The sequence below is a fragment of the Rhizobium sp. YIM 134829 genome, assembly GCF_046546455.1.
Map to the genome: position 1 here is coordinate 279,387 of NZ_JBKHKI010000001.1, position 25,526 is coordinate 304,912.

A 25,526-nucleotide genomic window follows, 5' to 3' on the forward strand; every position below is an offset into this window, starting at 1 on the left:
GTCCGGTCCAAGGCCTGAGAGCAACAAACGACCGACTGAGCAGATCCGTTGCCCCTTCTCTTAAGGGCATTTGCAGGATGAGCAGGAACGAACCGCTGATGAACCTCGTCTCGCCTGACATTCCCGGCCTCGTCTGGGCCTATCGCTTCCGCCCGGGCGAAGGTGCTACGCGCATCCCTTCGGACGCACCGGTTTCGGCGATCGCACCGGGCGACGGCTGGGTCTGGGTGCATCTGGCTCTCAGCGATTCGCGGACGCCCGGGCTCCTCGAACGCATCTGCGACATGCCGCGTGCGGCGCTTACGACCCTGACCAGCGCCGACACCCAGGCCTCCGTGCTGGCCGAGGACGGAGTGGTCTTCGGAACACTGGTCGATTTCGAGCGAACCTTCGACGAAATGACCAAGACGATCGGCTGGCTGAACTTCGCCGTCAGCGACCGGATGATCGTCACCACCCGCCTGCACCCGCTGCGCAGCATCGACCGGGTCAAGGCTGTGGTGGAAAAGAACCCGCGCTGCGCAAGGCCGATCGACCTCTTCGATATGATCGTCACCGAGTTCCAGCGCACGCTGATCGGGCTGGTTCTCGAACTGACCGAGGACCTGAACGTCCTCGAAGATGAGGTCTATGGCGGCGCCGGCCATAACAGCCAGCCGCGCCTGGCGCCGCTGCGGCGAACGGCCGTGCGCCTCCACCGGCACTTGCGCACCGTGCTGGCGCTGCTGCGCCGCGCGGCGACCGCCGAGGAGGACGAGGTGCCGCCGGAGTTCCTCGATGTGGCGGAGCGGCTCTGCGACCGGCTGGAGGCGGTGGACCGCGATGTCTTCGCGCTGCAGGAACGGGCGCGGCTGCTGCATGAAGAGATCGACAGCAAGCTCTCCTCGGAGACCAACCGCCATCTCTACATTCTGTCGTTGATGACCGCCTTCCTGCTGCCGCCGACGCTGGTCACCGGCTTCTTCGGCATGAACACCAGCGACCTGCCGCTCGCCGGCGGCGTCCACGGCACCCTGATCGCCGGCCTCTTCATCCTCGCCTCCATGGGCTTCGCCTGGACCATCCTGAAGCGAATCGGGATTCTCTAGGCAGCCGGCCCAAGCAGCAAACTTGGCGAAGCGGTGGGAGAGCTCAGGCGGCCGCCTGCGTCTCGCTCTTCCCAAAGCGGTGGATGTTCGCGTCGCCCCAATCTTTCAGCGCCACCAGAACCGGCTGCAGGCTGCGGCCGAGGGGTGAGAGGCGATATTCGACCTTGGGCGGAACCACCGGAAAGACTTCCCGTTCGATCAGCCCATCCGCCTCCAGCTCGCGCAGCTGATTGGTGAGCATGCGCTGGGTGACGCCGGGGATGGCACGGCGCAGCGCGTTGAAGCGCAGCGTGCCGTCCGACAGGTGGAACAGGATGACGCTCTTCCATTTGCCATCGATCAACGCCATCGCGGCCTCGACCGAACAGCCCGGCGAGCAATCGAAACGGCTGTGCCGCGGCTTGGACATGGACGGTATCCTTTTCGACACTATGGGCGATGTTTGTGCGTATTGGCCTTTTCGGGACCTATGCCCAATATTGGCTCATGCCGGTCGGCTTGCCAAGAGTGGCGACAGACCGGCCAATGCAGACCAAGGAGCCTCATGATGAAAGCCGTCGCCTATCAACACGCCGGGCCGATCGACCGCCCCGATGCCTTGACCGACATTACGCTCGACACGCCGCAGCCCGGCCCGCGCGACCTGCGCGTACGAGTCGCCGCCATCTCCGTCAATCCGGTCGACACCAAGGTGCGCGGCTCCTCCAGCCCCGACACCGGCAGCTGGAAGGTGCTCGGCTGGGATGCGTCCGGCATCGTCGATGCCCTCGGAGCCGAGGTCACGCGGTTTCGTCCGGGCGATGCCGTCTATTATGCCGGCGACCTGACCCGGCCCGGCACCAATGCGGAATATCATCTGGTCGACGAGCGGATTGTTGGCCACAAGCCCGCCTCGCTGAGCGATGCGGATGCCGCCGCTCTGCCGCTGACCGCGATCACCGCCTGGGAGATGCTGTTCGACCGGCTGGACGTGCGGCGCAGCGTGCCGGGTGCGGCCCATGCGATCCTGATCATCGGCGGCGCCGGCGGAGTCGGCTCGATCGCGATCCAGCTTGCTCGCACTCTGACCGATCTGACCGTGATCGCGACAGCCTCGCGGCCGGAAACGCAGGACTTCGTCAGGAGCCTCGGCGCCCATCATGTGATCGACCATACGAAACCGCTCGATGAGGAAGTGGCGGCGCTCGGCCTCGGCGAGCCGGCCTTCATCTTCTCGACCACCGCCACCGACAAGCATCTCGACACCCTGCCGAAGCTGATTGCGCCGCAGGGACGCTTCGGCCTGATCGACGATCCGAAATCGCTCGACATTGTCGGCTTCAAGCGCAAGGCAGTCTCGGTCCACTGGGAACTGATGTTCACCCGGCCACTGTTCGAAACGGCTGACCTTGCCGAGCAGGGGCGCCTGCTCGATGCCGTCGCGGCGCTTGTCGATGAAGGCCGGCTGCGCACGACGCGCACGGAGACGCTCAGGCCCATCAACGCCGCCACACTGATCGAAGCCCATCGGCGGCTGGAGAGCGGACGGTCGATCGGCAAGCTGGTGCTCGAAGGGTTCTGAACGACCGGCGGAGGGGGTTTATCCATCGCCTCCTCCGCGCCGGGAGAAACGCAAAAGGCCGACCGGGCATGGCCGGTCGGCCTTTCTATCTGATCGGTTCGGCCGATCGGTCCGGCCATGGCCGGTCTGGCTTTCGAGATGACCGGTTCAGCCGATCAAGCGTGATCGAGGCGATCGATCAAACGCGGGAAGCGTGACGTCTCAATAGGGCGAGTTGCACTGGCGGCGCGGACCGTTGTTCGGCTGGTAGGTGTTGTCCGATACGCGGTAGGAGCGGTAGCGATCCTGGCACCATTCGACATGGCTGCCGCCATAGCGGACGGAATTGTTGTTGTTGATCGCGCCGCCGATGATCGCGCCGGTCGCGAAAGCGGCGAGCGGGAACCAGGCGCCGTTGTAGCGGCGGTAACCCGGGCGGGCCTCGCGGTAGCCGCGGTGGCCGTTATAGTAATAGGCTCCGTTGCGGCGGTGATAGCCGCGGCGCCAGTCGATACGGTCGCGGCGCATGTCCGAACGGTCGCGATACTGCACGGGCTCGACAGGAGCGGTGGCGGCCTGGACCGGCTTCTGAACGGGGATCGGCACCATGGCCTCGGCCGGCATCAGCGATGTTGCGAACACGGCCGCGGAAAGACCGACGGCGGACAGGAAGCGGGTATTGAGGAAACGCATGGTATTCTCCGTTCGAATGCTCAGGGACTGGCGAAGCAGTCTCTCGGTTGCGGTAACGGGTGTTTTTGCTGATTGTTCCGCACACCGGCTCGGTGCGGACCGGTACGGGCCAGCCCCTGTGTTCACCGCGTTTCGATTGTTAAGCCTCGGTTAACCATGTGGGCGCAGCATGTTTCAATGCGACCTTTCGAAAGACCAAGCTTTCAAAACTGGTTTCGCCCGGCCTTGCGGCTCGCCGCGTTGCTGGCCGCGATCGGTTTCGCCGCCGCGCCACAGGCCCGCGACCTGCAGCCCTGGAAATCGGCCGATCACGCACTTGTCGTCGATGCCTATGAGTTGAACACGATCGATTGGGAGGCGATGCTGACCGACAAGCGCATCGCCGGCTTCATCTCCAAGGCCTCCGACGGCCTGCCGGAAAGCTACAGCTGCGTCGGCGACCATGGCGGCGATACCTTCGCCCACTGCAAGACCATGTGGCGCAAATATGCGGTCAGCCGCGAGCTCTTCCAGACACGGCGCATGGTAGCCAAGGCCCATGGCCTGCTCTGGGGCGCCTATCATCTGGCCCGTCCCGGCAACCCGATCGACCAGGCCAATCATTTTCTCGACTATGCCGAGCCGCGGGCGGACGAGCTGATGGTGCTCGATCTCGAGGGCATGGACACGGAAAAATACATGTCGCTCGAGGATGCGGCGATCTTTGCCGGCCATATCAAGACCCGCACCGGCCGCTACCCGATGCTCTATACCAACCACTCCACGGCGAAATACATTGCCGATCACCGGGCGGAGCACCCGATCCTCTCGCGCCTGCCGCTCTGGTATGCGCGCTACCAGCCGGGCATCCGGGCCGTCTTCCCCATGGGCAACTGGGACGCCTATGCCCTCTGGCAGTTCTCGGCTTCGTCCAATTGCGGCAAGCGCCGCTGCCCCTACCGCGTCGCCGGCACGCTTAGCGATATCGACGTCAACGTGGCCCCCGGCAATGCGCAAGCCCTGAAAGCCGCATGGGCAACCGGCGCGCTGCTCCCCGCCAAGCCCCTGCCGCTCGACGCAGACGCCACCGCCACCGCGCAAGCCGGCGTCAACGCCCGCCCCGCCCCGGCGCTCCCCCTCCTCATCCCCGACCCAATCCCGACAGCCTCGATCCCCAATCCGCATCTGGCGTTGCGGTAGAACTCGCGGAGGTCGCCTCAAGCTTGAGGCATGCTCCAGAGGCCTCCTTGATGGCAGCATGGGTCGCTGTGGGATACGGTCGGGCTTGAAACACGACCAGAGTGCTTTAGAATGCTCTCATATTCCTCTGGGCTTGGAGCATTCCGTGCGGAGTCGGCTTGCGGAAAAAGACAAATACTTTGCTGCAGCGAGCATCTATGCTTCGATTGAGGCCGCGTTCGCCCACTGGGAGGACGTGCCAAATCTTGTTCACGCGGACATGTTCAAGGCCTATTTAGAAGCGTTGGCAGGCTGCGAGACGCGGTTCGACTTCTTCCGGGAGACAAGACGATACCTGGCGACATTCTGCAATTCGCATACGACGTACTTCGATGAACGCCTGTTCGAGACAGGTGAGCATGGTTTCGGCCTGCTGGCACGTCGGATCGGATCCGAATGGGTTGTAACCCACTCGACACACGATGACATCTCACCCGGCACTGCAATCTTGACGATTGAAGACTGTCCGGCGCGTGACTTTCTGGCGCCATTCAACCAGTTCATTTCAGCATCGCGTTCCCAGGACCGGGACTATCGCGTTTGGCGGCAACCATACTTCTTTCCGTCGCCGCTCCGGCTGACCCTCGACGACGGAGAGTCAGCCCAGCTGGAGAAACAAGCTTGGTCGGAAGCACCACCGGCAGTGTCGAGCAGCGTCGTCGGCTCGACGCCCTCGATCACGATCCGGAGCTTTGAGGAGCCGGCATTCGAAGACGCCGCACTTTCCTTCGTGACAGCCAACAAAGACAGTCCGGCCTTGGTGATCGACATTCGCGGCAATGGCGGAGGCGACACGCCGATTCGGCTCATTCGCGCCCTGATGAACATCGACTACCCCTCATGGAAGGAGGCCACTCCTTTGAGAATGGGCGTGGATGTTGCCATCGAACACATGGAAAGATTGGCGACGTTGAGAGCTGCGGATAGGCCAAACGCCACCTACTCATGGAGCGCTCGACTTAACAGGCCCGATGATGCTGCCTATCGAGGCAAACTCTTCATCCTCCACGACATCGGCACAGCTTCGGCTGCGGAAGACTTCCTGATGCCATTCAAAGTGACAGGCCGTGCTACCTTGATCGGCGAGACGACCAGCGGAAGCAGTGGGCAGCCCTTGATCGTAAGGCCATTTGATAAAGCAGTCTTCACGGTCGGAGCAAAGCGCGAGATTTTCCCGAATGGGGATCAGTTCGAAGGCCGAGGGATAGCCCCAGACATCGCCGTGCGACTGAACCGAGAGGACATCAGCAAGCACCGGGATGCCGCTCTCGATGAGTTGAAGGCTGTGATATAGCGGGCGCCGGGGCTCGAACTCGACAAAAACTCTCACGCCTCGATCTGCACCGCCCCCAGCGGGCGGGAGCAGCAGGCGAGGATGTAGCCGTCTTCGATTTCCTCGTCGAGGATGCCGCCATTGTGCTGCATGTCGACTTCGCCGGAAAGCTTCATGACGCGGCAGGTGCCGCAGAGGCCGCCTTCGCAGGCGGCGCCGATGCGCACGCCGGCGGCGCGGGCGGTCTGCAGGATGGTGCGGCCGGGCGGGCATTCGGCCTGCTTGCCGGCCATGGTGAAGGAGACGGTGTGGCTGGCAGGCGTCTCGGCGCCCTCGCCCTGGCCGGCGCGGATGGCCAGTTCCTCGTCCGCCGGGGCTGCGGCCGGCTGGAAGCTTTCCTCGTGATAGCGGGCCATGTCGAAGCCGGCTTCGATGAGCAGGCTGCGCACGCCGCGCATGAAGGGCTCCGGCCCGCAGCAGAAGACGGTGCGGTCCTTGAAGTCGGGCGAGAGCAGCGCGAGCTTGGCGGCGTCGATGCGGCCGCGCAGGCCATGCCAGCCATCCTTCGGCGCGTGGCCTTCAACGACGAAGCCGAGCGCCAGATGCGGCATCTGCGCGGCCAGCGTTTCCAGCTCGGCGCGGAACAGAAGATCGGCCGGCCGGCGGGCGCAGGAGAGGAAGGCGACATCGGTCTGCGGCGCGCAATCGGCGAACCAGCGCGTCATCGACATCATCGGCGTGATGCCGGAGCCGGCGGAGATGAACAGATAGCGCTCGCCCGGATGACGCACGAAGGAGAAATCGCCGAGCGGGCCGAACGCCTTCAGCCGCATGCCGGGCTTCAACCGCTCGAACATCCAGCGCGTGCCGATCGAACCCGGCTGCGCCTTGACGGTGACCGAGACCGAGAAGGGCCGCGAGGGGGTCGAGGAGAGCGTGTAGGTGCGCATCACCGGCTCGTCCGGCGTCACCGGCAGTTCGAGCGTCACGAACTGACCCGGCAGATAGCGAAACCAGCCGTCGCGGTCAGACTTGAAGACGAAGGTCATGACATCGGGCGCCTCTTCGGTGGCGGCGATGCATTCGAGCAGATGCTGCCGGTCGTTGAAGGGCTGCAGCTCGTCGAAATGGCGGAAGGCGGTCAGGGCGGTCATGTCAGGCCACGCGGGTTAAGGGTTTGGCGACGCCCTGCAGCCGGTTCTGCAGGAAAGTCGTGTACCATTCGACGAACTGCATCACGCCGCCTTCATGCTCGGGCGAATAGGGACCGGGCTGATAGGCCGGCGAGCGGATGCCGAAGGCGTTTTCCTCGACGATCTGCCGGTCCTGGTCGTTGGTCTCGGTCCAGACATGGGTGAGTTCGTCGAGCGTGTAGTCGACGCCTTCCACTGCATCCTTGTGGACCAGCCACTTCGTCGTCACCTGCGTCAATTCGGGGCCCAGCGGCAGGACGCGGAAGGTGATGGCGTGGTCGGCCAGCACGTGGTTCCAGGTGGTCGGATAATGGAAGAAGAGCAGCGTGCCGATCTGGCTTTGGGGAACCGCGTCCGACAGCGGCCGGCGCACGGCGCGCTTGCCCGACATGGTGTAGCTTTCGGCATCCTCGACCAGCGGCATGCGGGCGATACGATATTGACCGCTCTCATGGATGCGGAATTCGCTCGGCAGCCCGCCGGCCTCGCAGCGTGCCCAATGCTCGGCGATCACCGGATCGTCCTTGGCGCCCTGCACGCCGGTGGCGCTCGGGGCTTCCGGATAGGTGCGGCAGAGCTCGGGATGGTTGGCGGCGCAGTGATAGCACTCGCGATTGTTTTCCCAGACCAGCTTCCAATTGCCCTTCTCGACGATCGTGCTCTCGAAGGCGACCTTGGTGTTCTCCAGCCGGTGCGGCGCCAGATAGCGTGTTACCATCTCGCGCACCGGCTCGAAGCTCATCGGGTGGTCGGCGAGCGAGAGGAAGATATAGCCGGCGACCGTCTCGCAGGCGATCGGCTTCAGGCCATGGGCCGCCTTGTCGAAATCCTCGCCCATTTGGCGGGCGAAGATCAGCGAACCGTCGAGCTCGTAGGTCCACTGGTGATAGGGGCAGACGAGCTTGGCCGAGGCGCCCTTCGCGCTGCTGCAAACGCGCGAGCCGCGATGCCGACAGGAATTGTGGAGCGCCCGGACGACGCCCTGGCGGTCGCGCGTGATGACGACCGGATAGTCGCCGACCTGCAGCGTGAAATAATTGCCGGCGCGCGGGATCTCGCAATCATGGCCGACAAACAGCCAGTCCTTGTACCAGATCTCCTCAAGATCGAGCTTGTACAGGTCCGGATCGGTATAGAAGGCCTGCTCCAGGCTGTGATCGACACGCCGGTTCGTGAGCCTGCGGAGCACTTCGCTGCGGAAATCCATCTGCCTCGTCCTTCAGCCGCGGTCTGAGCAGGCCCGGCACGGCCCCTCCCCCGCATCGCGTGACACGGGTGGTCCGGGCGGCTCCGCCTCGCCGCTTCTTGCAAGAAATGTCGTCTCTCGGGACCGCCCATGCGGGCTCGGCCGCGACGGGAGATCCCGGGGACCTGCGCTTCGATGCAGGCCCCGATGCGCTGCACCATAGCTGCGGAGACCGGCGGCGGAGGCGCCGGATCGCGACACGGCCTGAGCCTTTGGCGACAAGGATTGCGAAGGTTAAGAGCGCGCCGAAGATCGGTAATCGGTAAGTGGAAACAAGACGATGCGCAAAAACAGGGCAGATGTTCGTTTTTCGACCAGCAGCCATTCGAGACCGTCGCGGCGAGCATGTTTGCGACATGACCGCGAGACACCCGGTCGGAGGAAGCGCAAGCTTCGCACCATCAGCGACCGGTAGGCCTTTCTATGCGGAAGCAGGAGGGACGCGTCAGTCGATGCGGCACTGCTTTCAAGGCCTTCCAGCCCCGTCCCTTCCCGATGGATGAGAGCCATGTCGAAGCTGAGATATTTCGCCGCCGGACCGGAAAAGAAAGACACGGGCTTGAAGGCTGCGATCTATGTCGATTTCCTGCGCACAGGGCGCATCAAGCGGCCATCCAACGAGAACCGTCAGCCGAAGCGCTATCTCTCCTATGACGAGGTTGCCGCGCGCACCGGCCGCAAGCTCGAGGCCGCCGGCACGCAGGCCTATGAGAAGATCAACGGCTTCCACGCCTCGATCCGCTTTCCCAAGATGATCTTTCACCGCACGATCGAGGGAAGCCCGCATTTGGGCTATTGCCATGTCACGGCGGCCCGCACGAAATTCGCCGAGTTCGATGATGTCCGCTGGTCCTTCTACATCGCCAATTTCTACTCCGAGATCGGCAAGGAAGGCGCCTTCTTCGACGATGTGAAGCGGGGCTATTCGCGCATGTATTTCGCCGTCGCCACCGATCTCGACAAGGAAGCCGGCAAGCTGGTCATCAATCGGACGATCCGGGACGGCGGGCTGCTGTTTCGCACCCAGGATCCGAAGACGGCGCTCAAGAACGTGCTGATGCTCGGCGCCAAGAACGACGCGCTGCGGGCCATCATCAAGGCGCTCTAACGGGCAGTCCAGAAAACCATTCAGTTTCGCACACCGATCCGCTAGAAGGCGGGCGAAGGAAGGTGCGCGATGACCAAGGACGGAGCGACGCAGGCTCAGCCGGCGGACAGAGCGGAGATCGTCGATGCGATCGCCACGCCCGAAGCGGCGCTGCAAAGGGCGGTGGCGGTGCTTGCCGAGGGCCTACCGGTCGCCATTCCGACCGAGACCGTCTATGGCCTGGCGGCAGATGCCACCCGCGCTGAAGCGATCGCCCGGATCTACGAGGTGAAGGGCCGGCCGCGCTTCAACCCGCTGATCTCGCATGTCAGCGACATGGAGATGGCCGCAGAGCACGGGGTCTTCGATCCCCTGTCGCGCGCGCTGGCCGAGGCCTTCTGGCCCGGGCCGTTGACACTGATCCTGCCGCGCAGCGCGGGAAGCACGGTCCATGACCTCGCCACCGCCGGGCTGCCGAGCCTCGGCCTTCGCATGCCGGACGGCGTGGCCCGTCAGGTGATCGCCGCCTTCGGCCGACCCCTCGCCGCGCCAAGTGCCAACCGTTCCGGCGGCGTGAGCCCGACACGGGCGGCTCATGTGGCCGCCGATCTCGGCGAGAGAATCGCACTGATCCTCGATGGCGGCCCCTCCATGGTCGGCCTGGAATCCACCATCGTGAAGGTGGAGGGCGACCGCCTGCGGCTGCTGCGCCCGGGCGGACTGGATGCCGCGCAGATCGAGGCGGTCGCCGGACGCCCGCTGCTGCGGAGCTCGACAGCAGGCGCCACCATCGAGGCGCCCGGCATGCTTGCCTCGCACTATGCGCCCGATGCCGCGCTCCGGCTCGACGCGCGCGACGTAGCGGCGGGCGAGGCTCTCATCCGCTTCGGCGGTGCGGCCCTGCCTGGCGAGGATACGGCACGACTGGTGCTCGATCTCAGCCCCTCCGGCGATCTCCGCGAGGCTGCGGCCAATCTCTTTGCCTTTCTCAAACAGGCGGATGCGAGCGGCGCGCCCCGCATTGCCATCGGTCCCGTTCCCTCGACCGGTCTCGGCGAGGCGATCCGCGATCGTCTGGAGCGCGCCGCGGCACCCCGCTCCTAGCCTCTTGTTCCGAGACGTCCCGCCCCATCCTTTTAGTTGAAGACCGAAAGCCTTCGTCATGACGAACACCCGTCCTTCCGCCGAGCTGACCGACCGCTTCATTGCCATTGTCGGCGCAGCCCATGCTGTGGCCGGCTCCGAGGCGGGGCCTCGCTATCTCGCCGATACGCGCGGCCTCTATTATGGCAGCACGCCGGTGGTGCTGAAGCCCGGCAGCGTCGAGGAGGTCTCCGCCATTCTGCGGCTCGCCAGCGAGACGGGCGTGGCCGTCGTCCCGCAGGGCGGCAATACCGGCCATGTCGCCGGACAGATCCCGCGCGAGGGGCGCGCCGACATCGTGCTTTCGCTCGAACGCCTCAACCGCATCCGCGATGTCGACCCGGTCGGCAATGTGCTGGTGGCGGAAGCCGGCTGTATCCTGGCCGATGTTCAGTCGGCCGCCGAAGCGGCCGGGCGGCTCTTTCCCCTGTCGCTCGGCTCGGAGGGCTCCTGCCGGATCGGCGGCAATCTCTCTACCAATGCCGGCGGCACGGCGGTGCTCGCCTATGGCAATATGCGCCAGCTCTGCCTGGGGCTCGAAGTGGTGCTGCCGACGGGGGAGATCTGGGACGGGCTGCGGCGGCTGAAGAAGGACAATACCGGGTTTGATTTGCGCGATCTCTTCATCGGCGCCGAGGGCACGCTGGGCGTCATCACGGGCGCGGTGCTCCGCCTCTTCCCGCGCCCGCTCGGCCACCAGGTCGCCTTTGCCGGTTTGAGAAGCGTCGAGGATGCGCTGACCCTCTTCGAGCGTGCGGCAACGCGCTGCGGACCGGCGCTGACGGGGTTCGAGCTGATGCCCCGCATCGGAGTCGAGTTCACCGCACGCCATATTCCGGGTGTGCGCGACCCGATGGACACGGTTCACCCCTGGTACACGCTGATCGACATCTCGACCTCGGACAGCGCCGAGAGCGCTGAACGGATGATGGAGGGCCTCTTGGAGCAGGCGATCGGCGATGGGCTTGTAGAGAATGCGGTGGTGGCTGCCAGCGAAGCGCAGCGCAAGGCGCTTTGGCACATGCGCGAAAGCATGTCGCCCGCTCAGAAGCCGGAAGGCGGCTCGATCAAGCACGATATCTCCGTGCCCGTCGCGGCGATCCCCGCCTTCATGGCGGAGGCGGATCAGGCGGTGATGGCCGCGATCCCCGGCGCGCGGCTCTGCTCCTTCGGCCATATGGGCGACGGCAATATCCACTACAACATCTCGCAACCGATCGGCGCCGACAGCCGAGCCTTTCTCGACCGCTGGCGCGAGATCAACGATCTCGTCCACGGCATCGCGCTCAAGCATGGCGGCTCGATCTCCGCCGAGCACGGCATCGGCCAGCTGAAACGCGACGAACTCGCCGCCATCCGCAGCCCGATCGAGATCGACCTCATGCAGCGGATCAAGACGGCCTTCGACCCGGCGGGCATCATGAACCCGGACAAGGTGTTGCGGGCCAAGGTGTAACAAAGGCTAGCAGCGTTTCAGCAGGCCGACGCGACAGCTGGCAGAGTTTCGTTTATCCTCATAAAGGAATAGTCGAACGAGATGGTCGCGGTGAAGAAAACGAGCGTTTCGACAATTACCCACCTTTGCGCAGGCTCATCAGAGTATACAGCGCATCGGCGCTGATGCCGCCGGTCTGGCCGGCGAGGATCATGTTGGCGGCAGATGTGTCGACGTTGTTGTCGACGTCGTAGAGCGCGGTGAAGCGCTTGAGCAGTTTCTCGACCTCGGCCGGATCCTGCAGCGTCTTGATGTCCAGGACCTTGTTGATATAGGCATATTGCTTGTCGACATCCGCGCTCGATAGGCCTTCGGGTATCTGGTAGGCGGTGCGCACCACCTGCATCAGCGCGTTGTCAGCCAGAAGATCATAGGCCGAACCGACGCTTGCGGCCTTGCGGCGGAAATAGAGCGCCAGGCGGACGCCGGCATTCTCGTCGCCCTCGGTTTCTTCGAGGGTCTGGTTGTAATAGAGATCCTCCGTCTCCATCACGCCGCGCCGGGTCTGGATGCCGGCGGTTTCCGGGCGTGCAACGTGTCCGTTCTTGTCGAAATTGAACGAGGCGACGATCTCGCGGAAGCGCGGATCGGCTTCGGTATTCACATAGCTCTTCGGATCGTTGAGGTCGGATTTGAAGATCTTGTTCAGTTCGTCGGTTGTGACCGAGTCCGGGTCGATGTTGTTGGCAACAAGGATGATATCGACCAGCCGCTTGTTCTTGAGGAGGCTGTCGAGCGAGCCGATCTGCTCCATCTGCTTGGCATAATAGGAGGCTTCCTCCTTGGCCTTCTTCTTGTCGTCCTCCGTGCCGAACCGCGACTTGTTGACGGCGTAGTTCTTGGCCGTCAGCGTGATCTCCGATTGCGACTGCGGCAGGATCGGCGGGCTAACCGACCCATCCGCGTTGAAGTTGAAGGCCTTGACCATGTTGACGTAGCGAGGATCCTTCAAAGAATTGGCGTAGCTCTTCGGATCGGCGAGATCGCTGGTCAGCACCTGCTTGAGCTTGCGCCGCGTGTCGCCCTCGTCCTGCAGGTCGAAGGCGTTCAGGACGACCTTCATCAACTTCGCGTCGTCCAGCAGATCGTCGACATTGCTCACCGTGCCGATCAGCTGCTTGAACTGCTTGACCAGCGTTTCGTCGGCCGCATCGTCCGCATCGTTGTAGCGGGTCATGTAATTGTCGCCTGTCGATTTCGTCTGCTCGGGTGTCTGCAGCAACAGACCAGGCTCAAGAGTGCCATCGGCACGGAAATTGAACGCCTTGCGCAGCTCCTTGTAGTTGGCGTTGAACTCGCCGCCATTCTTGTTGACGTAGCTGTTCGGATCGTTCGGATCGCTGGTCAGGATATTGTCGAGCGTTGCCGTCAGGGTCGCCTTCGGCAGGCCGAAGGCCGTGATGATGAAGGAACGCATGCGGCTGTTCGAAAGCAAGTCGCTCGTGCTGGTGAAGTCCTTGATATGCGCTTCGAAATAGGAGCGGTTGATCAGCGCTGCCGAGGAAGTCACGCGCGGCTGCGAAACCGCGTAGAGTTCATTCATGTTGGCCTTTTGGCCGGCATCCATCGCGGTCTTGCCGGCAATCAGGGTTCCGTCGGACGCGAAGTTGAAGGCTGCTGCGAGCGGCCTGTAGTCCGGAACGCTGTCGATCTGCGCCTTGTAGCCGGCAATGGCGATGGAGGCGGCACTGCCGGAATTGTTGAGATCCGCGGGTGTCGCTGACGCCTTGACCGCGTCGATCTTGTCCTGCAGCGACTTGATGAAGTTGGTCGAGACTGTGTTGACGTAGCTGTTGGGGTCATTGAGATCGCTGGTCACCACCGCCTTGAAGTGCTGATAGGACATGTTCTCGTCCATCCGCAGGCTCTTCAGGACATAGCCGCGCAGCCGCTCGTTGCCCCAGAGGTCGTCGACCGTCTTCACGAGGTCGATGGCGGCGTTGAAATAGTTCGTCTCGGTCCTGACGTGATCGTCCAGCCGCGCGGAGCCCTGATTGTAGAGGCCGATCACCGCGTCTTCCTGGGCAGACGTCTGCACCACGGCCTTGCCCGTCGAGAAGCTGTAGGCCATGGCGAAGTTGCGGTAGCGCTCGTCGGACAGGCGGTTGGCATAGCTGTTGTCGTCGTTGAGATCGCTTTCCAGCACCTTCTTCATGAAGGCCTTGGCATAGGTCATGTCTTCCAGGCCATGCGCCTTCATCGCATAGGAGTAGAGGCGGTAGTCGTCGAGGAACTCGTCGATCGTCGTGACCTTGCCGATGTTCTCCTTGTAATAGGCCGTGTCGCGCGCGACCTGCGTCTGTTCCGCCGTGCGGTTCAGGCTCGTCTTCATGTCGCGGGTCAGAAGATTGTACTGGAGATAGGTCGAAACCATGTGCCGCTCCGGTGCGCGGGCCGCCATGTCGGGCAGGCGGCGTGAAAGGGTGGGACAGGGGCCTTGCGCGCCATCGTCTCATGGCGGCGCTCCACCGCCCGTGCGCGCAACCTTGCCGGCGCGGCCTTGCGCGAGCCTTTAGGCGCCTCCCCGGACCTCGCCTTCACCGCTTCTAAACCCTGTGGCGTGCGGATTTGCTAACCATCGGAAAGCACGAAGTTTTTTAACCGCGATTTTTAAGCCGCGACAAACACCCCCCGCGTAGTCTCACCCTCACAGAAGGCGAATGCCTCGCGAGGAAGACCGGAAAACCGGCTCTCAAGGAAAACAAGGGCGAATGACATGTTGAAGACCGTTTCCCAACCCGCCTGGGCTGATACCGCGCTCCGGCTCGATCCGAGACGCTTTCCGCAACACGCTAGCTACATTCCGGCCGGAGCCGAAAGCGGTGTTACCATTACCCTGGACGAGCGCGGCGCGGTGCTGCGCAAGATCCTGCCCACGAGCGGTCTTCCGCTCTCCATGGCCCTGCCCGCCCGCGCCTTCCGCGGCGTTGCCGCCCGTGCCATCGATCACGGCGACGGCGAGGTGACCGTCACGCTCGAGCTGCATCACGACGATATCGAGCTCTGCATTCCGCTTCTGGTTGCCCACGATCTTTCCGACATCGCCGCCGACTGGCGCGCTTGGTCGGAAGCCTACAAGATCCCCATGCTGATGATCGAGGCCGATGGAGTAGCCCGTCCGCTCGAGGAACATCTGGGCGAGGTCAAGACCCGCAAGATCACCCCGCGTCGCCGCCACCAGCTGCACCGCCGCCGTCCGCGCTTCCTGATGCGCCGCGCCGCGACCAGCCTCGGCGTCGCCATGAAGATCGACGGCCGCGAGATCATCGCACGCCACTGATCTCCTCTTCTCCGCTCCAGTGCAAAAGGCCGGCCGTCCCTGCGGTCGGTTTTTTGTTTGCGCAAACAGGGGAAGCATCCCACGGGGCCGCGGCCGAATCGCGCAGCCTCCCTGCAGCGTTCCGCGTCAGATCAGCCGCAGGGCCAGATCGGCGAGAAGGCCCAGGAAGAGGATGAGGCCGACGGTGCCGTTCATGCGGAACAGAGCCAGGCACTGGGCCTGGTCGTGAATGTCGAGCACGAGGATCTGCCAGCCGAGCAGGAGCGTCGCCATCAGAAGCGCGAGGAAAGAGAGGAGACCGACGCCGGCGAGCAGGAAAGCAAGCGCCACCAGCGCGACAGTGACACCATAGAGCGCGAGCAGCCAGGGGCGCGGCGTCTCGCCGAAGCGGCGAGCGGTCGAGCGGACCCCGACCAGCGCATCGTCTTCGCGGTCCTGATAGGCGTAGATCGTGTCGTAGCCGACCGTCCAGGCGATCGCCGCGAGATAGAGCACCAGTGGCGCGGCGGCGAGGCTGCCGAACTCCGCCGCCCACCCCATGATCGCGCCCCAGGAAAAGGCGAGACCCAGGAAGAATTGCGGCCAGTCCGTAAAGCGCTTGGCAAAGGGGTAGATGGCGACGAAGGCAAGCGAGGCGATGCCGAGCAGAATGGCCACGCTGTTGAACTGCAGCAGCACGACCAAGCCGATGAGTGCCTGGCCGACCATGAAGAGTTTCGCCGCCCGGCGCGAGACCCGGCCGGAGGGCAAGGGCCGCGAACGGGTCCGCGCCACCGCCTCGTCGATCTTGTGGTCGATGATATCGTTATAGGTGCAACCGGCACCGCGCATGGCGACCGAGCCGATGAAGAACAGCAAAAGGTGAGCGAAAAAGCGTCCGGTCGAGAGCGGGCCCTGCTCGGCCGCGGCGATCGCCGCCAGTGTTGCCGACCAGAAGCAGGGCCACATCAACAGCTGCCAGCCGATTGGCCGGTCCCAGCGCGCGAGCTGCGCATAGGGCCAGACCCCACGCGGAAGCGCGCGGTAGACCCAGTTCCGCGACGGCGCATCGGCAACGCGCCCGGTATCGATGTTCGACGTCTCCATGGCTCTCTGTGCCCCGCCGTGCCAAGAGCGTCAAGCTGCGCTTCAGATGGGCAAGGGTGTCGGAGACGGCCCTTCCTGATGCTCCCAAGACGCAATTTAGGGGTAGGACTACAACTTTCTGCAGCAACAGGTAGAAAATCATCAAGGTTTGAGACGTAAGCTCACACTATCAAAGTGGGAGATCATGCCGATGTCTCTTCTCAAAAAGGCCGCATGCATCGCGGCGATCCTTTGCGCAGCCGGACCCGTGGCCGAGGCGCGTCCGCTCAACCTGCTGATCTGGGAATCCTACATCGATCCGTCGATCCTCAAGGATTTCACCGCCAAGACCGGGATCGAGGTCAATCAAGTCCTCTATGATAGCGGCGATGCGCGCGACGAGATCCTGGCCGATCCGCGCAGCAATATCGACCTTTCGGTGGTCGGCGAAAATTCCGCGGCGCTGTTCGGCAAGCGCGGCGTGCTTGCTCCCCTCGACGCGGCGAACGTTCCGGCACTCGCCGACTACGACACCACGTGGAAAGACCGCTGCGTCGGCTATGGCGTGCCCTATCTCTCGGGAACGATGGGCATTCTCTATCGCAGCGACAAGGTGACCCGGGTGCCGACGTCTTGGAACGACCTGATGAAGCCGGACGAGGCGCTGCGCCGGCATATCGCCATGTATGACGACCACAACGAGGCCTTCATCGCGCCGCTGGTCCTGCTTGGCAAGTCGATCAATGCCAATGATGCCGAGAGCCTGAAGGCCGCCTTCACGCTGATGAAGGCGCAAGCCCCCTATGTGCTGACCTATGACTATGTAATCACCGCCATCCAGAACCCGACGATCGGCAAGGACATCTTCATGGCGCTCGGCTATAGCGGCGACCAGAAGGCGCTGAACGACAAGGCGGGCGCGCAGGACCTCTGGCGCTATGCGGTGCCGAAGGAAGGGACGCTTTCCTGGCTCGACTGCATCTCCGTCATGCAGGCATCGCCGCAAAAGGCCGATGCCCTGGCGCTGGTGGAGTTCATCGCATCGGCGCCGAACGCTGCCCGCAATGCCGAGGCGCTCGACATGCCGACCGCGAGCCTCAAGGCCCTGCCGCTCATTCCCGAAACCATGCGCAACAACCCGGCGATTTACGTGCCCGCCGAAATCCTGTCGCGGAGCCAGTACCAGACCACTCTGTCCGTCCAGTCGGTGCAGACCCGCCGTCGGATCATCTCGTCCATGGCGAACTACCAGTGACCCTCGCTCAGCGCGCCACCTTCCTGATCCTGCCGATCGTCATTGCCGGCTACATGACGGCGGCCCTGCTCGTCTATTGGGCGCAGAGCGGCGCCATGCTCTCCCTGGAGCGGGCCCGGCTGTCGCAGCAGCTTGCCCATGCGGAATCCTTGTTTCGCGGCGATGTGGCCCAGGCGCGCGGCTTCCTCTTCTCTCTGCTCGAAGGCGATTCAGTCCGCCGCTTCATGCAGGAGGGCGACGAGACCTATCGCTACAATGCCCTGTCGCTGCGCCTGCAGGAATCGATCCGCTCGCTCTCCGACGATCAGGCGAAGTTCATCTCCTTCTCGATCATCGGTCCCGACCTCGCCACCCGCTATTATTTTGAAAGCAGCGCCGATCCCTTCGCCGAGATGAGCGGGCAGCAGCAGGGTTTGGCGCGGCGGCTGATCGCCGGCACGCAGTTGCACGACTGGACCTATCTCCATGAGGGAATGCAGCGGCCGATCATTGTCCAGTCGGAGTTCATCGATCCCGTTACCTTCAACCGGGCGCTCTCTGCCAACAAGGCGCGGGCGATCCTGGTCCAGGTGGCGATCCAGCCCGACCAGTTCATCGGCATGAAGAGCGCGCTGCAGGCGGAATATGAGGGCGACGTGACGCTGACGCCCGTTCCGCCCGCACCGAACGATACCCGGCTCGCGGCCAGCGTCCGCCTTGCACCAGCGCTTTACCTGACCATGGCCGTGCCGCAGGCGCATGTCTCGAGCGGCCTCCTGCATTTGAAGATCGTGCTGTCGATCGGCACGCTCGCGATCAGCATTCTGACCATCGTCACGATGGTGACCCTGATCCGCCGGTTCATCTGCAATCCCATCGCGGTGCTCGATCGCAAGGTGACGGCCGTAATGAGTGGCGCGGCGACCCGCATCGTGCCGGAAACCACCGAGGGCGAGATCGGGCGGCTCTCGGTCAATATCGAAACCATGCACGACCAGTCGATGCGCGCGCTCGATCTCGTCCGCAGTGCCTCCTGGACCGATCCGCTGACCGGGCTTCCCAACCGCGCGCGCTTCCAGGCGCTTTCCGGCGAGGCGCTGGAAGCGGCGGAGCGCGAGGGGCAGCATGTGGCGCTCCTCTTCCTCGACATCGACAATTTCAAATTCGTCAACGACAAGCATGGCCATGTCGTCGGCGACGAGGTCTTGCGCACGCTCGCCGACCGTCTGCGGGACAGGCTGGGCGCGATCGCCGAGGCGCATGCTATGCCGATCCCCGCGCTCGCCCGGCTCTCCGGCGACGAATTTGCCGTGCTACTGACCGTCCCGCCCGGCGATCGGGCCGTCGATGCGGTGAGCACTGCCATCCTTTCCCTGTTCGCGGGCGGTTTCGAGATCGCAGGCAAGGCCTATCCGATCACCGCAAGCATTGGGATCGCGCTCTTCCCGGACGATGCCTCCGACGGGGTGGAACTGGTGATCAATGCCGATGCCGCCATGTATCAGGCCAAGACCGAAGGCAAGAACCGCGCCTCGCGCTTTTCCCGGACGCTCAAGGACCGGCGCGACAGGTCGCGCCAGATCCAGGACGAGCTGATGACCATGGATCCCGACGAGGAATTCTCGCTCGTTTATATGCCGATCGTCGACCGGCGCGGTCGCGTCACGGGGTGCGAGGCGCTCTTGCGCTGGACCTCGCCGGCGCTCGGTCAGGTGGGACCCGACGAATTCGTGCCGATTGCCGAGAGTTCCGGCTTGTTCAGCAAGATCGACTGGTGGGTGGTGCGCCGGGCGATGAGCGACTATCGCCGTCTCGAGGCGATGTTCGGGGCCAACACCATTCTGGCGATCAACGTCTCTTCCGCCGAGCTGCACTCGCGCGCGATTGGCGCCCATTTGAGCGATCAGGCCGCAGCGCACGGGCTGCAGCCGGGCGTGATCGAGATCGAGCTGACCGAGACCTATGCGGTCGAGGCTGGATTGGTGCTGCGCGAGGCCGTCGAGGCGCTGCGCGCCCGCGGCTTCCGCTTGTCGATCGACGATTTCGGCGCCGGCTACACCTCGGTCCAGCAGCTGATCGAATATCCCGCCGACACACTGAAGCTCGATCGGGCGATGGTCGAAACGATGGCGACGACGGACATGCTGGCGGCTCTGCGCGCCATGATCGCGCTCTGCCATGCGCGCGGCATGTCGGTCGTGGCCGAGGGCGTTGAGACAAAGGAGAAGATGGACCTGCTGATCGCCGCGGGCTGCGATCTGTTCCAGGGCTATTACATCTCCAAGCCGCTTTCCCTCGACGATCTTGGGCTCTGGGCGCTCCAGCGTCTGGCATCCCCCGCTGCCACCAAACTCAAGATGCCGACCCTGCGCAGCTTTGCCCCGCCGCCTGCCGCCAAGGGATGAGCGGTGGACATCGGGCAGGCATGTCGGTCTTGCCTCGAAACGCGGATTGAGGTTTGACGACGCCTGAACCGAACACCGCCGGACCCGCTCGCCCTGTCCGTCGATGGCCAATTTGTCTTGACGCTCCGCGCCCCTCGCTCTAGGCGCTGCGAGAGGTTTTACGGGGACATGGCGATGAAGGTTCTGTTGATCGGTTCAGGTGGACGCGAGCATGCGCTGGCATGGAAGATCGCGCAGTCTCCCCTCCTCACCACGCTCTATGCCGCGCCGGGCAATCCGGGCATCGCGACCGTGGCCGAGAACCTCTCCCTCGCCGTCGAGGATCATGATGCGGTCGTGGCCTTCAGCCACGACAACGCGATCGACCTCGTGGTCGTCGGCCCCGAAGCGCCGCTTGTCGCCGGTCTGGCCGATGCACTGCGTGCGGCGGGCATCGCCGTCTTCGGCCCCTCGGCGTCCGCCGCCCGGCTCGAAGGCTCGAAGGGCTTCACCAAGGATCTCTGCGCGCGCTATTCCATCCCGACCGGCGCCTATCGCCGCTTCACCGAGCAAGCGCCGGCGCTCGCTTATCTCGACAGCGTCGGCGCGCCGATCGTCGTCAAGGCCGATGGCCTGGCCGCCGGCAAGGGCGTGACCGTTGCCATGACGCTCGACGAGGCGAAAGCGGCCGTGCGCGACTGTTTTGCCGGCTCCTTCGGCGCCGCCGGAGCGGAGGTGGTGATCGAAGCCTTCCTCGACGGCGAGGAGGCGAGCTTCTTCTGCCTCTGCGACGGCGAGACCGCCCTGCCCTTCGGATCGGCCCAGGATCATAAGCGGGTCGGCGATGGCGATACCGGCGCCAATACCGGCGGTATGGGCGCCTATTCGCCGGCGCCGATCATGAGCGAAGCCATGGTCGAGCGGACGATGGAGGAGATCATCCGCCCGACGATCCGTGGCATGGCGGCCGATGGCCATCCCTTCACCGGCGTTCTCTTCGCCGGTCTGATGATCACCGACAAGGGACCGGAGCTGATCGAGTACAATGTCCGCTTCGGCGACCCGGAGTGCCAGGTGCTGATGATGCGGCTTGAAAGCGATCTTCTGCCGATTCTCCACGCCACCGCCACCGGCACGCTTGATCGGGTCACCGCCACCTGGCGCGACGAGACGGCGCTGGCCGTGGTGCTCGCCTCCAAGGGCTATCCCGGATCCTTCGAGACGTTCACGCCGATCCGCGCCCTCCCCGAGAACAGTGCCGAGAGCCGCATCTTCCACGCGGGGACGGCCCTGAGGGATGGGCAACTGGTCGCGACCGGCGGGCGGGTCCTGAATGTCACCGGCATCGGCGCCGATCCGGCTTCGGCCCAGAAGGCCGCCTATGCGGCCGTGGACCAGGTTGCCTGGGACAACGGCTTCTGCCGTCGGGACATCGGCTGGCGCGCGCTGACCCGCGCTTGAGGCAGAGCGCAGGCAGGTTTCGTGCACGAAACCGAACCTGCGCCGCACCCGGACATTCTCAGCGTCAACCGCGCGCTTCATTCAAAATTTACCCTTCTCCGTGACCGCCCGGTAAGGGCCGGCTGATAGGGTGACGCAGATCAAAGCCGGGTCTGCGCGATCCGGCGCAGGAAGAGCCGTCTCCGGGCCGCTTGTGCCTGGACTGGTGAGGAGACCGAAATGCGCAGATTGGCGTTTTCCCTGATTGGCGCCCTGGCGGCCTTCCCCGCCGCCGCATCCTCGATCGAGGCGCCGAAGCAGGTCGGCGATGCGGAGAGCATCACGCAGATTTCCTGCCGCCAGTGCCCGGCACTGATCGAGGATCGCCGCCAGACCTATGTCGTGCCCGATATTGCGCCCAACACCGATCGCACGGAATTCAAGGATGTGGGCGGCCGCATGAAGATCGTCCGCACCGAGGCCTGGCTCGGCGGTTCTCCGGTCGTCTTCGTGACCACACCGACCGAGGCGCAATTGGCCGCTTTGCATGCCGGCTCTCCCGCGGTCGCATCGGCCGCAACGCCCCTGTCCATACCCTCGGACAGCGAGTCGCTCGAAGCGATTGCAGTGACCAATGCAGAAGACCGCATGACAACGGCCGCGCTCGACGCTGCCACGGTCACGCCGAAAGCTGCCTCGTTCGTAGCCCAGCCATCACACGATTTTGATGGAAAAGCTTTCCAACTTCGGCTACAGTGATTTTTGTATCCCTGCCCTCAACGGCTAGTTACCAAACTGTCGCCTCGGGCATTCGCTGTAACAAGCGAAGGAATTGCGCCCCTGAGAGAAGCAGGGGCGCAATTTTTTTGTCCTGACCTCTGCGATACCTCTGGTCTTGGACAATCTCCCCATGCTCCCACCTGAACGCCTCCGCCTCGTCTGCACGCTTTGCGCGGCTGCGAATGGTGCATCGTCACGCTTCAGCGACCCGAAACTCGCGTCGCACGAACCGTTTTCGGCCTATCACGAACATCTAATAGTTTCGTGTCGATCGCGTGAAAGACCGCCCCGACGGATCGAGCGAAGGCAGGGCTGCGCAGCAGGTTTGCACAATATGAATTTTTTCTAAGATTCTCGATCGTTCGCAGAGCAGACGTCGACGCGCCGTGCCCGCCGGCGTCTTGGGGATGATGAGCCTCCCCGACCTTGGCAAAGCCGTGCCCGCGAAACGGCGTGACGCGGTTGGGATTCGTTCGATCAGCATCACGCTTACAATCAGGAACACCTGCACGGGCTGGCAATTCTCCGTGCGGGCAAGCTCTTGCTCTCAGCGAAACGGCAGCCGGGAGTCCCGCCCAGGCTGTCACTCCGGAGGGTAGATCGGCAAGCGGTGAAATTCGAGAATGCGGGCTTCATCCACCCTTGCGATCACCAGCATCCGCGCTCTCGACCTCCAGCACCCGAGCCAGGTCTTCGATCTGGTGATCGGCGAAGACGAGGATGCCATGGCGGCGAAGAAGGGCTGCCGTCACCCCCTCGCCGTCCTGCTTCTCCCCGACGAAGCGCCCATCATAGATGCGGGACGAGCCGCAGGACGGGCTGCCATCGATGAGCAGCGCGTAGCGGCAGCGGCCTTGCTGGGCCGCAGCCAATGCGTTTCTGGCGGCGCGCAGGAACCCCTCGGTCAGGTCGCGGCCGGAGGCTTCGAGGACACGAGCCTCTCCATCGAGCACCGCTGCGCCGCTTCCCGCGGCGATCTCGGCCGGCGGACGCGGAACCGGCATGCCTGCGGAACATTCCGGGCAGAAACTGATGAGCCTCCCTTCTGCCCGCCAGCGCGCGAGCAGCGGATGGTGGAGCGGCTTGGCCCGGCCGTCATAGCGGACTGCCTCGCCCATCAGACAGGCGCTGACGAGGATGCGGTCGCCGGCGCTCATGTTGGCCTCAGCCGGCGATCTTGGAGAAGTCAGCCACCGTGCCGGTGGCGGTGCGGATGGCCGCGAGCAGCGCCAGGCGGTTGGCGCGGATCGCCGGGTCCTCGTCATTGACGAGCACATCAGCGAAGAAGCGGTCGACCGGTCCGCGTAGCGTCGAGAGCGCCTCCATGGCCGAGCGGAAATCTTCCCGCGCAACGGCCTCTGCCGCGGACCGTGCGGCCGACTGCACGGCCTCATGGAGCGCGCGCTCGGCGTCGAGCGTGAAGAGCGCGGGATCGACCGCGGATGCGACGACCGTGCCCTTCTTCTCCTCGGCAGCCAAAAGCTGGGTGGCGCGCTTGGTGCCGGCGAGCAGGTTCAGCCCGTCCTCGGAGGTGATGAAGGCCGTCAGCGCCTCGACCCGGCGGGCGACCATCAACAGATCATCGGCCTCCGGCGTCAGCACGGCGTCGATCAGATCGTGACGCGCGCCGAGTTCGCGCAGATAGACCTTCAGACGGTCATGGAAGAAGGAAAGGAGGTCGGCATCGACATAGGCGCTGAGCGGCAGGCGGATCTTGCGTTCGAGCAGCATGCGCACCACGCCGAGTGCCGCGCGGCGGAGTGCATAGGGATCCTTGGAGCCGGTCGGCTTCTCGTCGATCGACCAGAAGCCGGTCAGCGTGTCCAGCTTGTCGGCGAGCGCGACGGTCAAGCCCACCGCATCCTGCGGCAGGCGGTCGGACGGGCCGTTCGGCTTCCAGTGATCCTCAATGGCGGCAGCGACCGAGGCATCCTCGCCCTGGAGGAGCGCATATTTGCGGCCCATCAGGCCCTGGAGTTCCGGGAACTCGCCGACCGCTTCGGTGCGCAGATCGGCCTTGGCGAGCACGACGGCGCGATCGACCAGCGCCGGATCGGCGCCCGTGATCGGCGCAAGGCGGGCAGCCAGAGTGCGGATGCGCGCGACGCGGGCGCCCTGCGTGCCGAGCTTGGCCTGGAAGGTGACGTTCAGCGTATCGAGCTTGGCCATGCGCTGATCGAGCGGCTTGGCGAGGTCGAGACCGAAGCGCTCGGCCGAAGGCTTCAGCGTGTCGAGATCCGGCAGATCCCCCTGGTCGCGGGTCCAGAAATGGCGGGCGTCGGACAGCCGGGCGCGCACCACCTTGCCATTGCCGTGGATGATCTCCGCCCCGCCATCCTTCGCCTCAATGTTGGAGACCAGGATGAAGCTGTTCGACAGCGCCTCCTCTCCCGCCTTGCGGGTGACGAAGCACTTCTGGTTGGTCTTGATCGTCAGGCGGATGATCTCGCCGGGAATAGCGAGATAGTCTTCCTCGAACCGGCCCATCAGCACGACCGGCCATTCGACGAGGCCCGAGACCTCCTCGAGCAGGCCTTCATCCTCCACCAGATCGAGGCCGCTCGCGAAGGCGAGGTTGCGGGCGTCGGTCTCGATGATCTGCTTGCGGCGCTCGGCATCGAGCACGACCTTGGCGCGCTCCAGCTTCTCCGCATAATCGGCGAAGCGGCGGACGGTGATCGCCTCTGGTGCGTGGAAGCGATGGCCGTAGGTGATATTGCCGGCGCGAATGCCATCGACCTCGAAATCCACGATCTGCGTCTCTTCATTCTCCGGCCCGAAGGTGCAAAGAATCGACTGCAGCGGGCGCACCCAGCGCAGCGCGCCGGGCTTGGCCGAGGCCGCACCCGAGCGCATTGGCTTCGGCCAGGGGAAGTTGCGGATGATGCCGGGCATGACCTCGGCGATGATCTCTTCCGCCGGGCGGCCGGGCTTCAGGAGATGGGCGACGTAGAAATCGCCCTTCTTCGGATCGCTGTGGACATGGGCCTCGCTGATGGAGGAGAGGCCGGCGGCGCGCAGGAAGCCTTCGATCGCCTTCTCATTGGCGTCCGTGCGCGGGCCCTTCTTCTCCTCGCGCTGGTCGGCGGAGCGGGCGGTGACGCCGCGAATATCGAGCGTCAGGCGGCGCGGCGTCCAGTATTCGCGTGCGCCCTCATAGGTCAGGCCCGCCTCGACCATGGCGTCCGTCAAAAGCTTCCTCAGATCGCCGGCCGCCTTGCGCTGCAGACGGGCGGGAATTTCCTCGGAGCGGAGTTCTAGCAGAAGATCGGGCATGGATGGGCTCGTGGCTGGACGACGGGCAGGCCCCTTGGGGCGGAGGTGCCGTCGCTCTACCAAGCCGGCCGGCTCTTGTCACGCCATCGCG

20 protein-coding genes are annotated in these 25,526 nt (G+C 64.3%); 12 read left to right on the forward strand and 8 right to left on the reverse strand.

What is annotated here, in order from left to right; all coding sequences use genetic code 11:
• Positions 1-98: 98 nt before the first annotated feature.
• Positions 99-1,088 (forward strand): transporter, encoded by a 990-nt coding sequence (locus ACLE20_RS01375; RefSeq protein WP_410939110.1) that lies wholly within the window; start codon positions 99-101, stop codon positions 1,086-1,088.
• A 43-nt stretch (positions 1,089-1,131) separates the two neighbouring features.
• On the opposite strand, the gene ACLE20_RS01380 is transcribed toward ACLE20_RS01375, so the two are convergent.
• Positions 1,132-1,497, reverse strand: a complete 366-nt coding sequence (locus ACLE20_RS01380; RefSeq protein WP_410938455.1) for a winged helix-turn-helix transcriptional regulator — start codon at positions 1,495-1,497, stop codon at positions 1,132-1,134.
• Between the two features lie 138 nt (positions 1,498-1,635).
• On the opposite strand from ACLE20_RS01380, the gene ACLE20_RS01385 reads away from it, so the two are divergent.
• Positions 1,636-2,649: a zinc-binding alcohol dehydrogenase family protein gene (locus ACLE20_RS01385; RefSeq protein WP_410939111.1), complete on the forward strand. Its 1,014-nt coding sequence runs from the start codon at positions 1,636-1,638 to the stop codon at positions 2,647-2,649.
• 201 nt (positions 2,650-2,850) lie between these two features.
• Here the strand turns inward: ACLE20_RS01385 and ACLE20_RS01390 are convergent, their stop codons facing one another.
• The gene (locus ACLE20_RS01390; RefSeq protein ID WP_410938456.1) at positions 2,851-3,321 is read right to left on the reverse strand and encodes a BA14K family protein; all 471 of its coding nucleotides are present in this window, start codon (positions 3,319-3,321) and stop codon (positions 2,851-2,853) included.
• Positions 3,322-3,498: 177 nt separating this feature from the next.
• Here ACLE20_RS01390 and ACLE20_RS01395 point away from each other — a divergent pair, with 177 nt between their 5' ends.
• Both ACLE20_RS01395 and ACLE20_RS01400 read left to right on the forward strand, forming a co-directional pair.
• Complete coding sequence (locus ACLE20_RS01395; RefSeq protein ID WP_410938457.1) at positions 3,499-4,500, forward strand: glycoside hydrolase family 25 protein; 1,002 nt, start codon at positions 3,499-3,501, stop codon at positions 4,498-4,500.
• Positions 4,501-4,585: 85 nt separating this feature from the next.
• Entirely contained in the window at positions 4,586-5,833 is a 1,248-nt protein-coding gene (locus tag ACLE20_RS01400) for a S41 family peptidase (protein WP_410938458.1), read from the forward strand.
• Between the two features lie 32 nt (positions 5,834-5,865).
• Here ACLE20_RS01400 and ACLE20_RS01405 read toward each other — a convergent pair whose 3' ends face one another.
• On the reverse strand, positions 5,866-6,966 hold the full coding sequence (locus ACLE20_RS01405) for a 2Fe-2S iron-sulfur cluster-binding protein (RefSeq protein ID WP_410938459.1): 1,101 nt from the start codon (positions 6,964-6,966) through the stop codon (positions 5,866-5,868).
• A 1-nt stretch (position 6,967) separates the two neighbouring features.
• Positions 6,968-8,212, reverse strand: coding sequence for an aromatic ring-hydroxylating oxygenase subunit alpha (locus ACLE20_RS01410; protein WP_410938460.1), 1,245 nt, complete (start codon positions 8,210-8,212; stop codon positions 6,968-6,970).
• 547 nt (positions 8,213-8,759) lie between these two features.
• Here ACLE20_RS01410 and ACLE20_RS01415 point away from each other — a divergent pair.
• From ACLE20_RS01415 to ACLE20_RS01425, 3 genes are all read left to right on the forward strand, one after another.
• On the forward strand, positions 8,760-9,359 hold the full coding sequence (locus tag ACLE20_RS01415; protein WP_410938461.1) for a DUF6656 family protein: 600 nt from the start codon (positions 8,760-8,762) through the stop codon (positions 9,357-9,359).
• A 69-nt stretch (positions 9,360-9,428) separates the two neighbouring features.
• Positions 9,429-10,442, forward strand: coding sequence for an L-threonylcarbamoyladenylate synthase (locus tag ACLE20_RS01420; protein ID WP_410938462.1), 1,014 nt, complete (start codon positions 9,429-9,431; stop codon positions 10,440-10,442).
• 58 nt (positions 10,443-10,500) lie between these two features.
• Complete coding sequence (locus ACLE20_RS01425) at positions 10,501-11,937, forward strand: FAD-binding oxidoreductase (protein WP_410938463.1); 1,437 nt, start codon at positions 10,501-10,503, stop codon at positions 11,935-11,937.
• 115 nt (positions 11,938-12,052) lie between these two features.
• Here ACLE20_RS01425 and ACLE20_RS01430 read toward each other — a convergent pair whose 3' ends face one another.
• Positions 12,053-14,350, reverse strand: coding sequence for a DUF1217 domain-containing protein (locus ACLE20_RS01430; RefSeq protein ID WP_410938464.1), 2,298 nt, complete (start codon positions 14,348-14,350; stop codon positions 12,053-12,055).
• 342 nt (positions 14,351-14,692) lie between these two features.
• On the opposite strand from ACLE20_RS01430, the gene ACLE20_RS01435 reads away from it, so the two are divergent.
• The gene (locus tag ACLE20_RS01435) at positions 14,693-15,256 is read left to right on the forward strand and encodes a DUF6101 family protein (RefSeq protein ID WP_410938465.1); all 564 of its coding nucleotides are present in this window, start codon (positions 14,693-14,695) and stop codon (positions 15,254-15,256) included.
• A gap of 126 nt (positions 15,257-15,382) precedes the next feature.
• Here the strand turns inward: ACLE20_RS01435 and ubiA are convergent, their stop codons facing one another.
• A complete protein-coding gene (ubiA, locus tag ACLE20_RS01440) occupies positions 15,383-16,342 on the reverse strand; it encodes a 4-hydroxybenzoate octaprenyltransferase (RefSeq protein WP_410938466.1) in 960 nt (319 codons plus the stop codon).
• A 190-nt stretch (positions 16,343-16,532) separates the two neighbouring features.
• On the opposite strand from ubiA, the gene ACLE20_RS01445 reads away from it, so the two are divergent.
• The 4 genes from ACLE20_RS01445 to ACLE20_RS01460 all read left to right on the forward strand — a co-directional run bounded on the left by ACLE20_RS01445 (position 16,533) and on the right by ACLE20_RS01460 (position 22,138).
• Entirely contained in the window at positions 16,533-17,576 is a 1,044-nt protein-coding gene (locus ACLE20_RS01445; protein WP_410938467.1) for a spermidine/putrescine ABC transporter substrate-binding protein, read from the forward strand.
• Complete coding sequence (locus tag ACLE20_RS01450; RefSeq protein WP_410938468.1) at positions 17,573-19,960, forward strand: putative bifunctional diguanylate cyclase/phosphodiesterase; 2,388 nt, start codon at positions 17,573-17,575, stop codon at positions 19,958-19,960. Before ACLE20_RS01445 ends, ACLE20_RS01450 begins: the two co-directional genes overlap by 4 nt.
• 174 nt (positions 19,961-20,134) lie before the next feature.
• Positions 20,135-21,400 carry a phosphoribosylamine--glycine ligase gene (purD, locus tag ACLE20_RS01455; protein WP_410938469.1) on the forward strand — a complete coding sequence of 422 codons (1,266 nt, stop codon included), beginning with the start codon at positions 20,135-20,137 and terminating at the stop codon, positions 21,398-21,400.
• Between the two features lie 219 nt (positions 21,401-21,619).
• Positions 21,620-22,138 (forward strand): plant virulence effector HPE1-like domain-containing protein, encoded by a 519-nt coding sequence (locus tag ACLE20_RS01460; protein WP_410938470.1) that lies wholly within the window; start codon positions 21,620-21,622, stop codon positions 22,136-22,138.
• A gap of 653 nt (positions 22,139-22,791) precedes the next feature.
• Here ACLE20_RS01460 and ACLE20_RS01465 read toward each other — a convergent pair.
• Together ACLE20_RS01465 and glyS are read right to left on the reverse strand one after the other, a co-directional pair.
• A complete protein-coding gene (locus ACLE20_RS01465; protein WP_410938471.1) occupies positions 22,792-23,316 on the reverse strand; it encodes a DUF523 domain-containing protein in 525 nt (174 codons plus the stop codon).
• Between the two features lie 7 nt (positions 23,317-23,323).
• Positions 23,324-25,435 (reverse strand): glycine--tRNA ligase subunit beta, encoded by a 2,112-nt coding sequence (gene glyS / locus ACLE20_RS01470; protein ID WP_410938472.1) that lies wholly within the window; start codon positions 25,433-25,435, stop codon positions 23,324-23,326.
• Positions 25,436-25,526 lie beyond the last annotated feature (91 nt).

Bases quoted from the DNA above. Each gene is read 5' to 3' on its own strand.
- purD (WP_410938469.1), top strand. From the start codon at position 20,135: ATGAAGGTTCTGTTGATCGGTTCAGGTGGACGCGAGCATGCGCTGGCA.
- ACLE20_RS01430 (WP_410938464.1), bottom strand. From the start codon at position 14,350: ATGGTTTCGACCTATCTCCAGTACAATCTTCTGACCCGCGACATGAAG.
- glyS (WP_410938472.1), bottom strand. From the start codon at position 25,435: ATGCCCGATCTTCTGCTAGAACTCCGCTCCGAGGAAATTCCCGCCCGT.
- ACLE20_RS01465 (WP_410938471.1), bottom strand. From the start codon at position 23,316: ATGAGCGCCGGCGACCGCATCCTCGTCAGCGCCTGTCTGATGGGCGAG.
- ACLE20_RS01445 (WP_410938467.1), top strand. From the start codon at position 16,533: ATGTCTCTTCTCAAAAAGGCCGCATGCATCGCGGCGATCCTTTGCGCA.
- ACLE20_RS01435 (WP_410938465.1), top strand. From the start codon at position 14,693: ATGTTGAAGACCGTTTCCCAACCCGCCTGGGCTGATACCGCGCTCCGG.
- ACLE20_RS01410 (WP_410938460.1), bottom strand. From the start codon at position 8,212: ATGGATTTCCGCAGCGAAGTGCTCCGCAGGCTCACGAACCGGCGTGTC.
- ACLE20_RS01425 (WP_410938463.1), top strand. From the start codon at position 10,501: ATGACGAACACCCGTCCTTCCGCCGAGCTGACCGACCGCTTCATTGCC.
- ACLE20_RS01405 (WP_410938459.1), bottom strand. From the start codon at position 6,966: ATGACCGCCCTGACCGCCTTCCGCCATTTCGACGAGCTGCAGCCCTTC.
- ACLE20_RS01460 (WP_410938470.1), top strand. From the start codon at position 21,620: ATGCGCAGATTGGCGTTTTCCCTGATTGGCGCCCTGGCGGCCTTCCCC.
- ACLE20_RS01390 (WP_410938456.1), bottom strand. From the start codon at position 3,321: ATGCGTTTCCTCAATACCCGCTTCCTGTCCGCCGTCGGTCTTTCCGCG.
- ACLE20_RS01420 (WP_410938462.1), top strand. From the start codon at position 9,429: ATGACCAAGGACGGAGCGACGCAGGCTCAGCCGGCGGACAGAGCGGAG.
- ACLE20_RS01415 (WP_410938461.1), top strand. From the start codon at position 8,760: ATGTCGAAGCTGAGATATTTCGCCGCCGGACCGGAAAAGAAAGACACG.
- ACLE20_RS01375 (WP_410939110.1), top strand. From the start codon at position 99: ATGAACCTCGTCTCGCCTGACATTCCCGGCCTCGTCTGGGCCTATCGC.
- ACLE20_RS01395 (WP_410938457.1), top strand. From the start codon at position 3,499: ATGCGACCTTTCGAAAGACCAAGCTTTCAAAACTGGTTTCGCCCGGCC.
- ACLE20_RS01385 (WP_410939111.1), top strand. From the start codon at position 1,636: ATGAAAGCCGTCGCCTATCAACACGCCGGGCCGATCGACCGCCCCGAT.
- ACLE20_RS01380 (WP_410938455.1), bottom strand. From the start codon at position 1,497: ATGTCCAAGCCGCGGCACAGCCGTTTCGATTGCTCGCCGGGCTGTTCG.
- ubiA (WP_410938466.1), bottom strand. From the start codon at position 16,342: ATGGAGACGTCGAACATCGATACCGGGCGCGTTGCCGATGCGCCGTCG.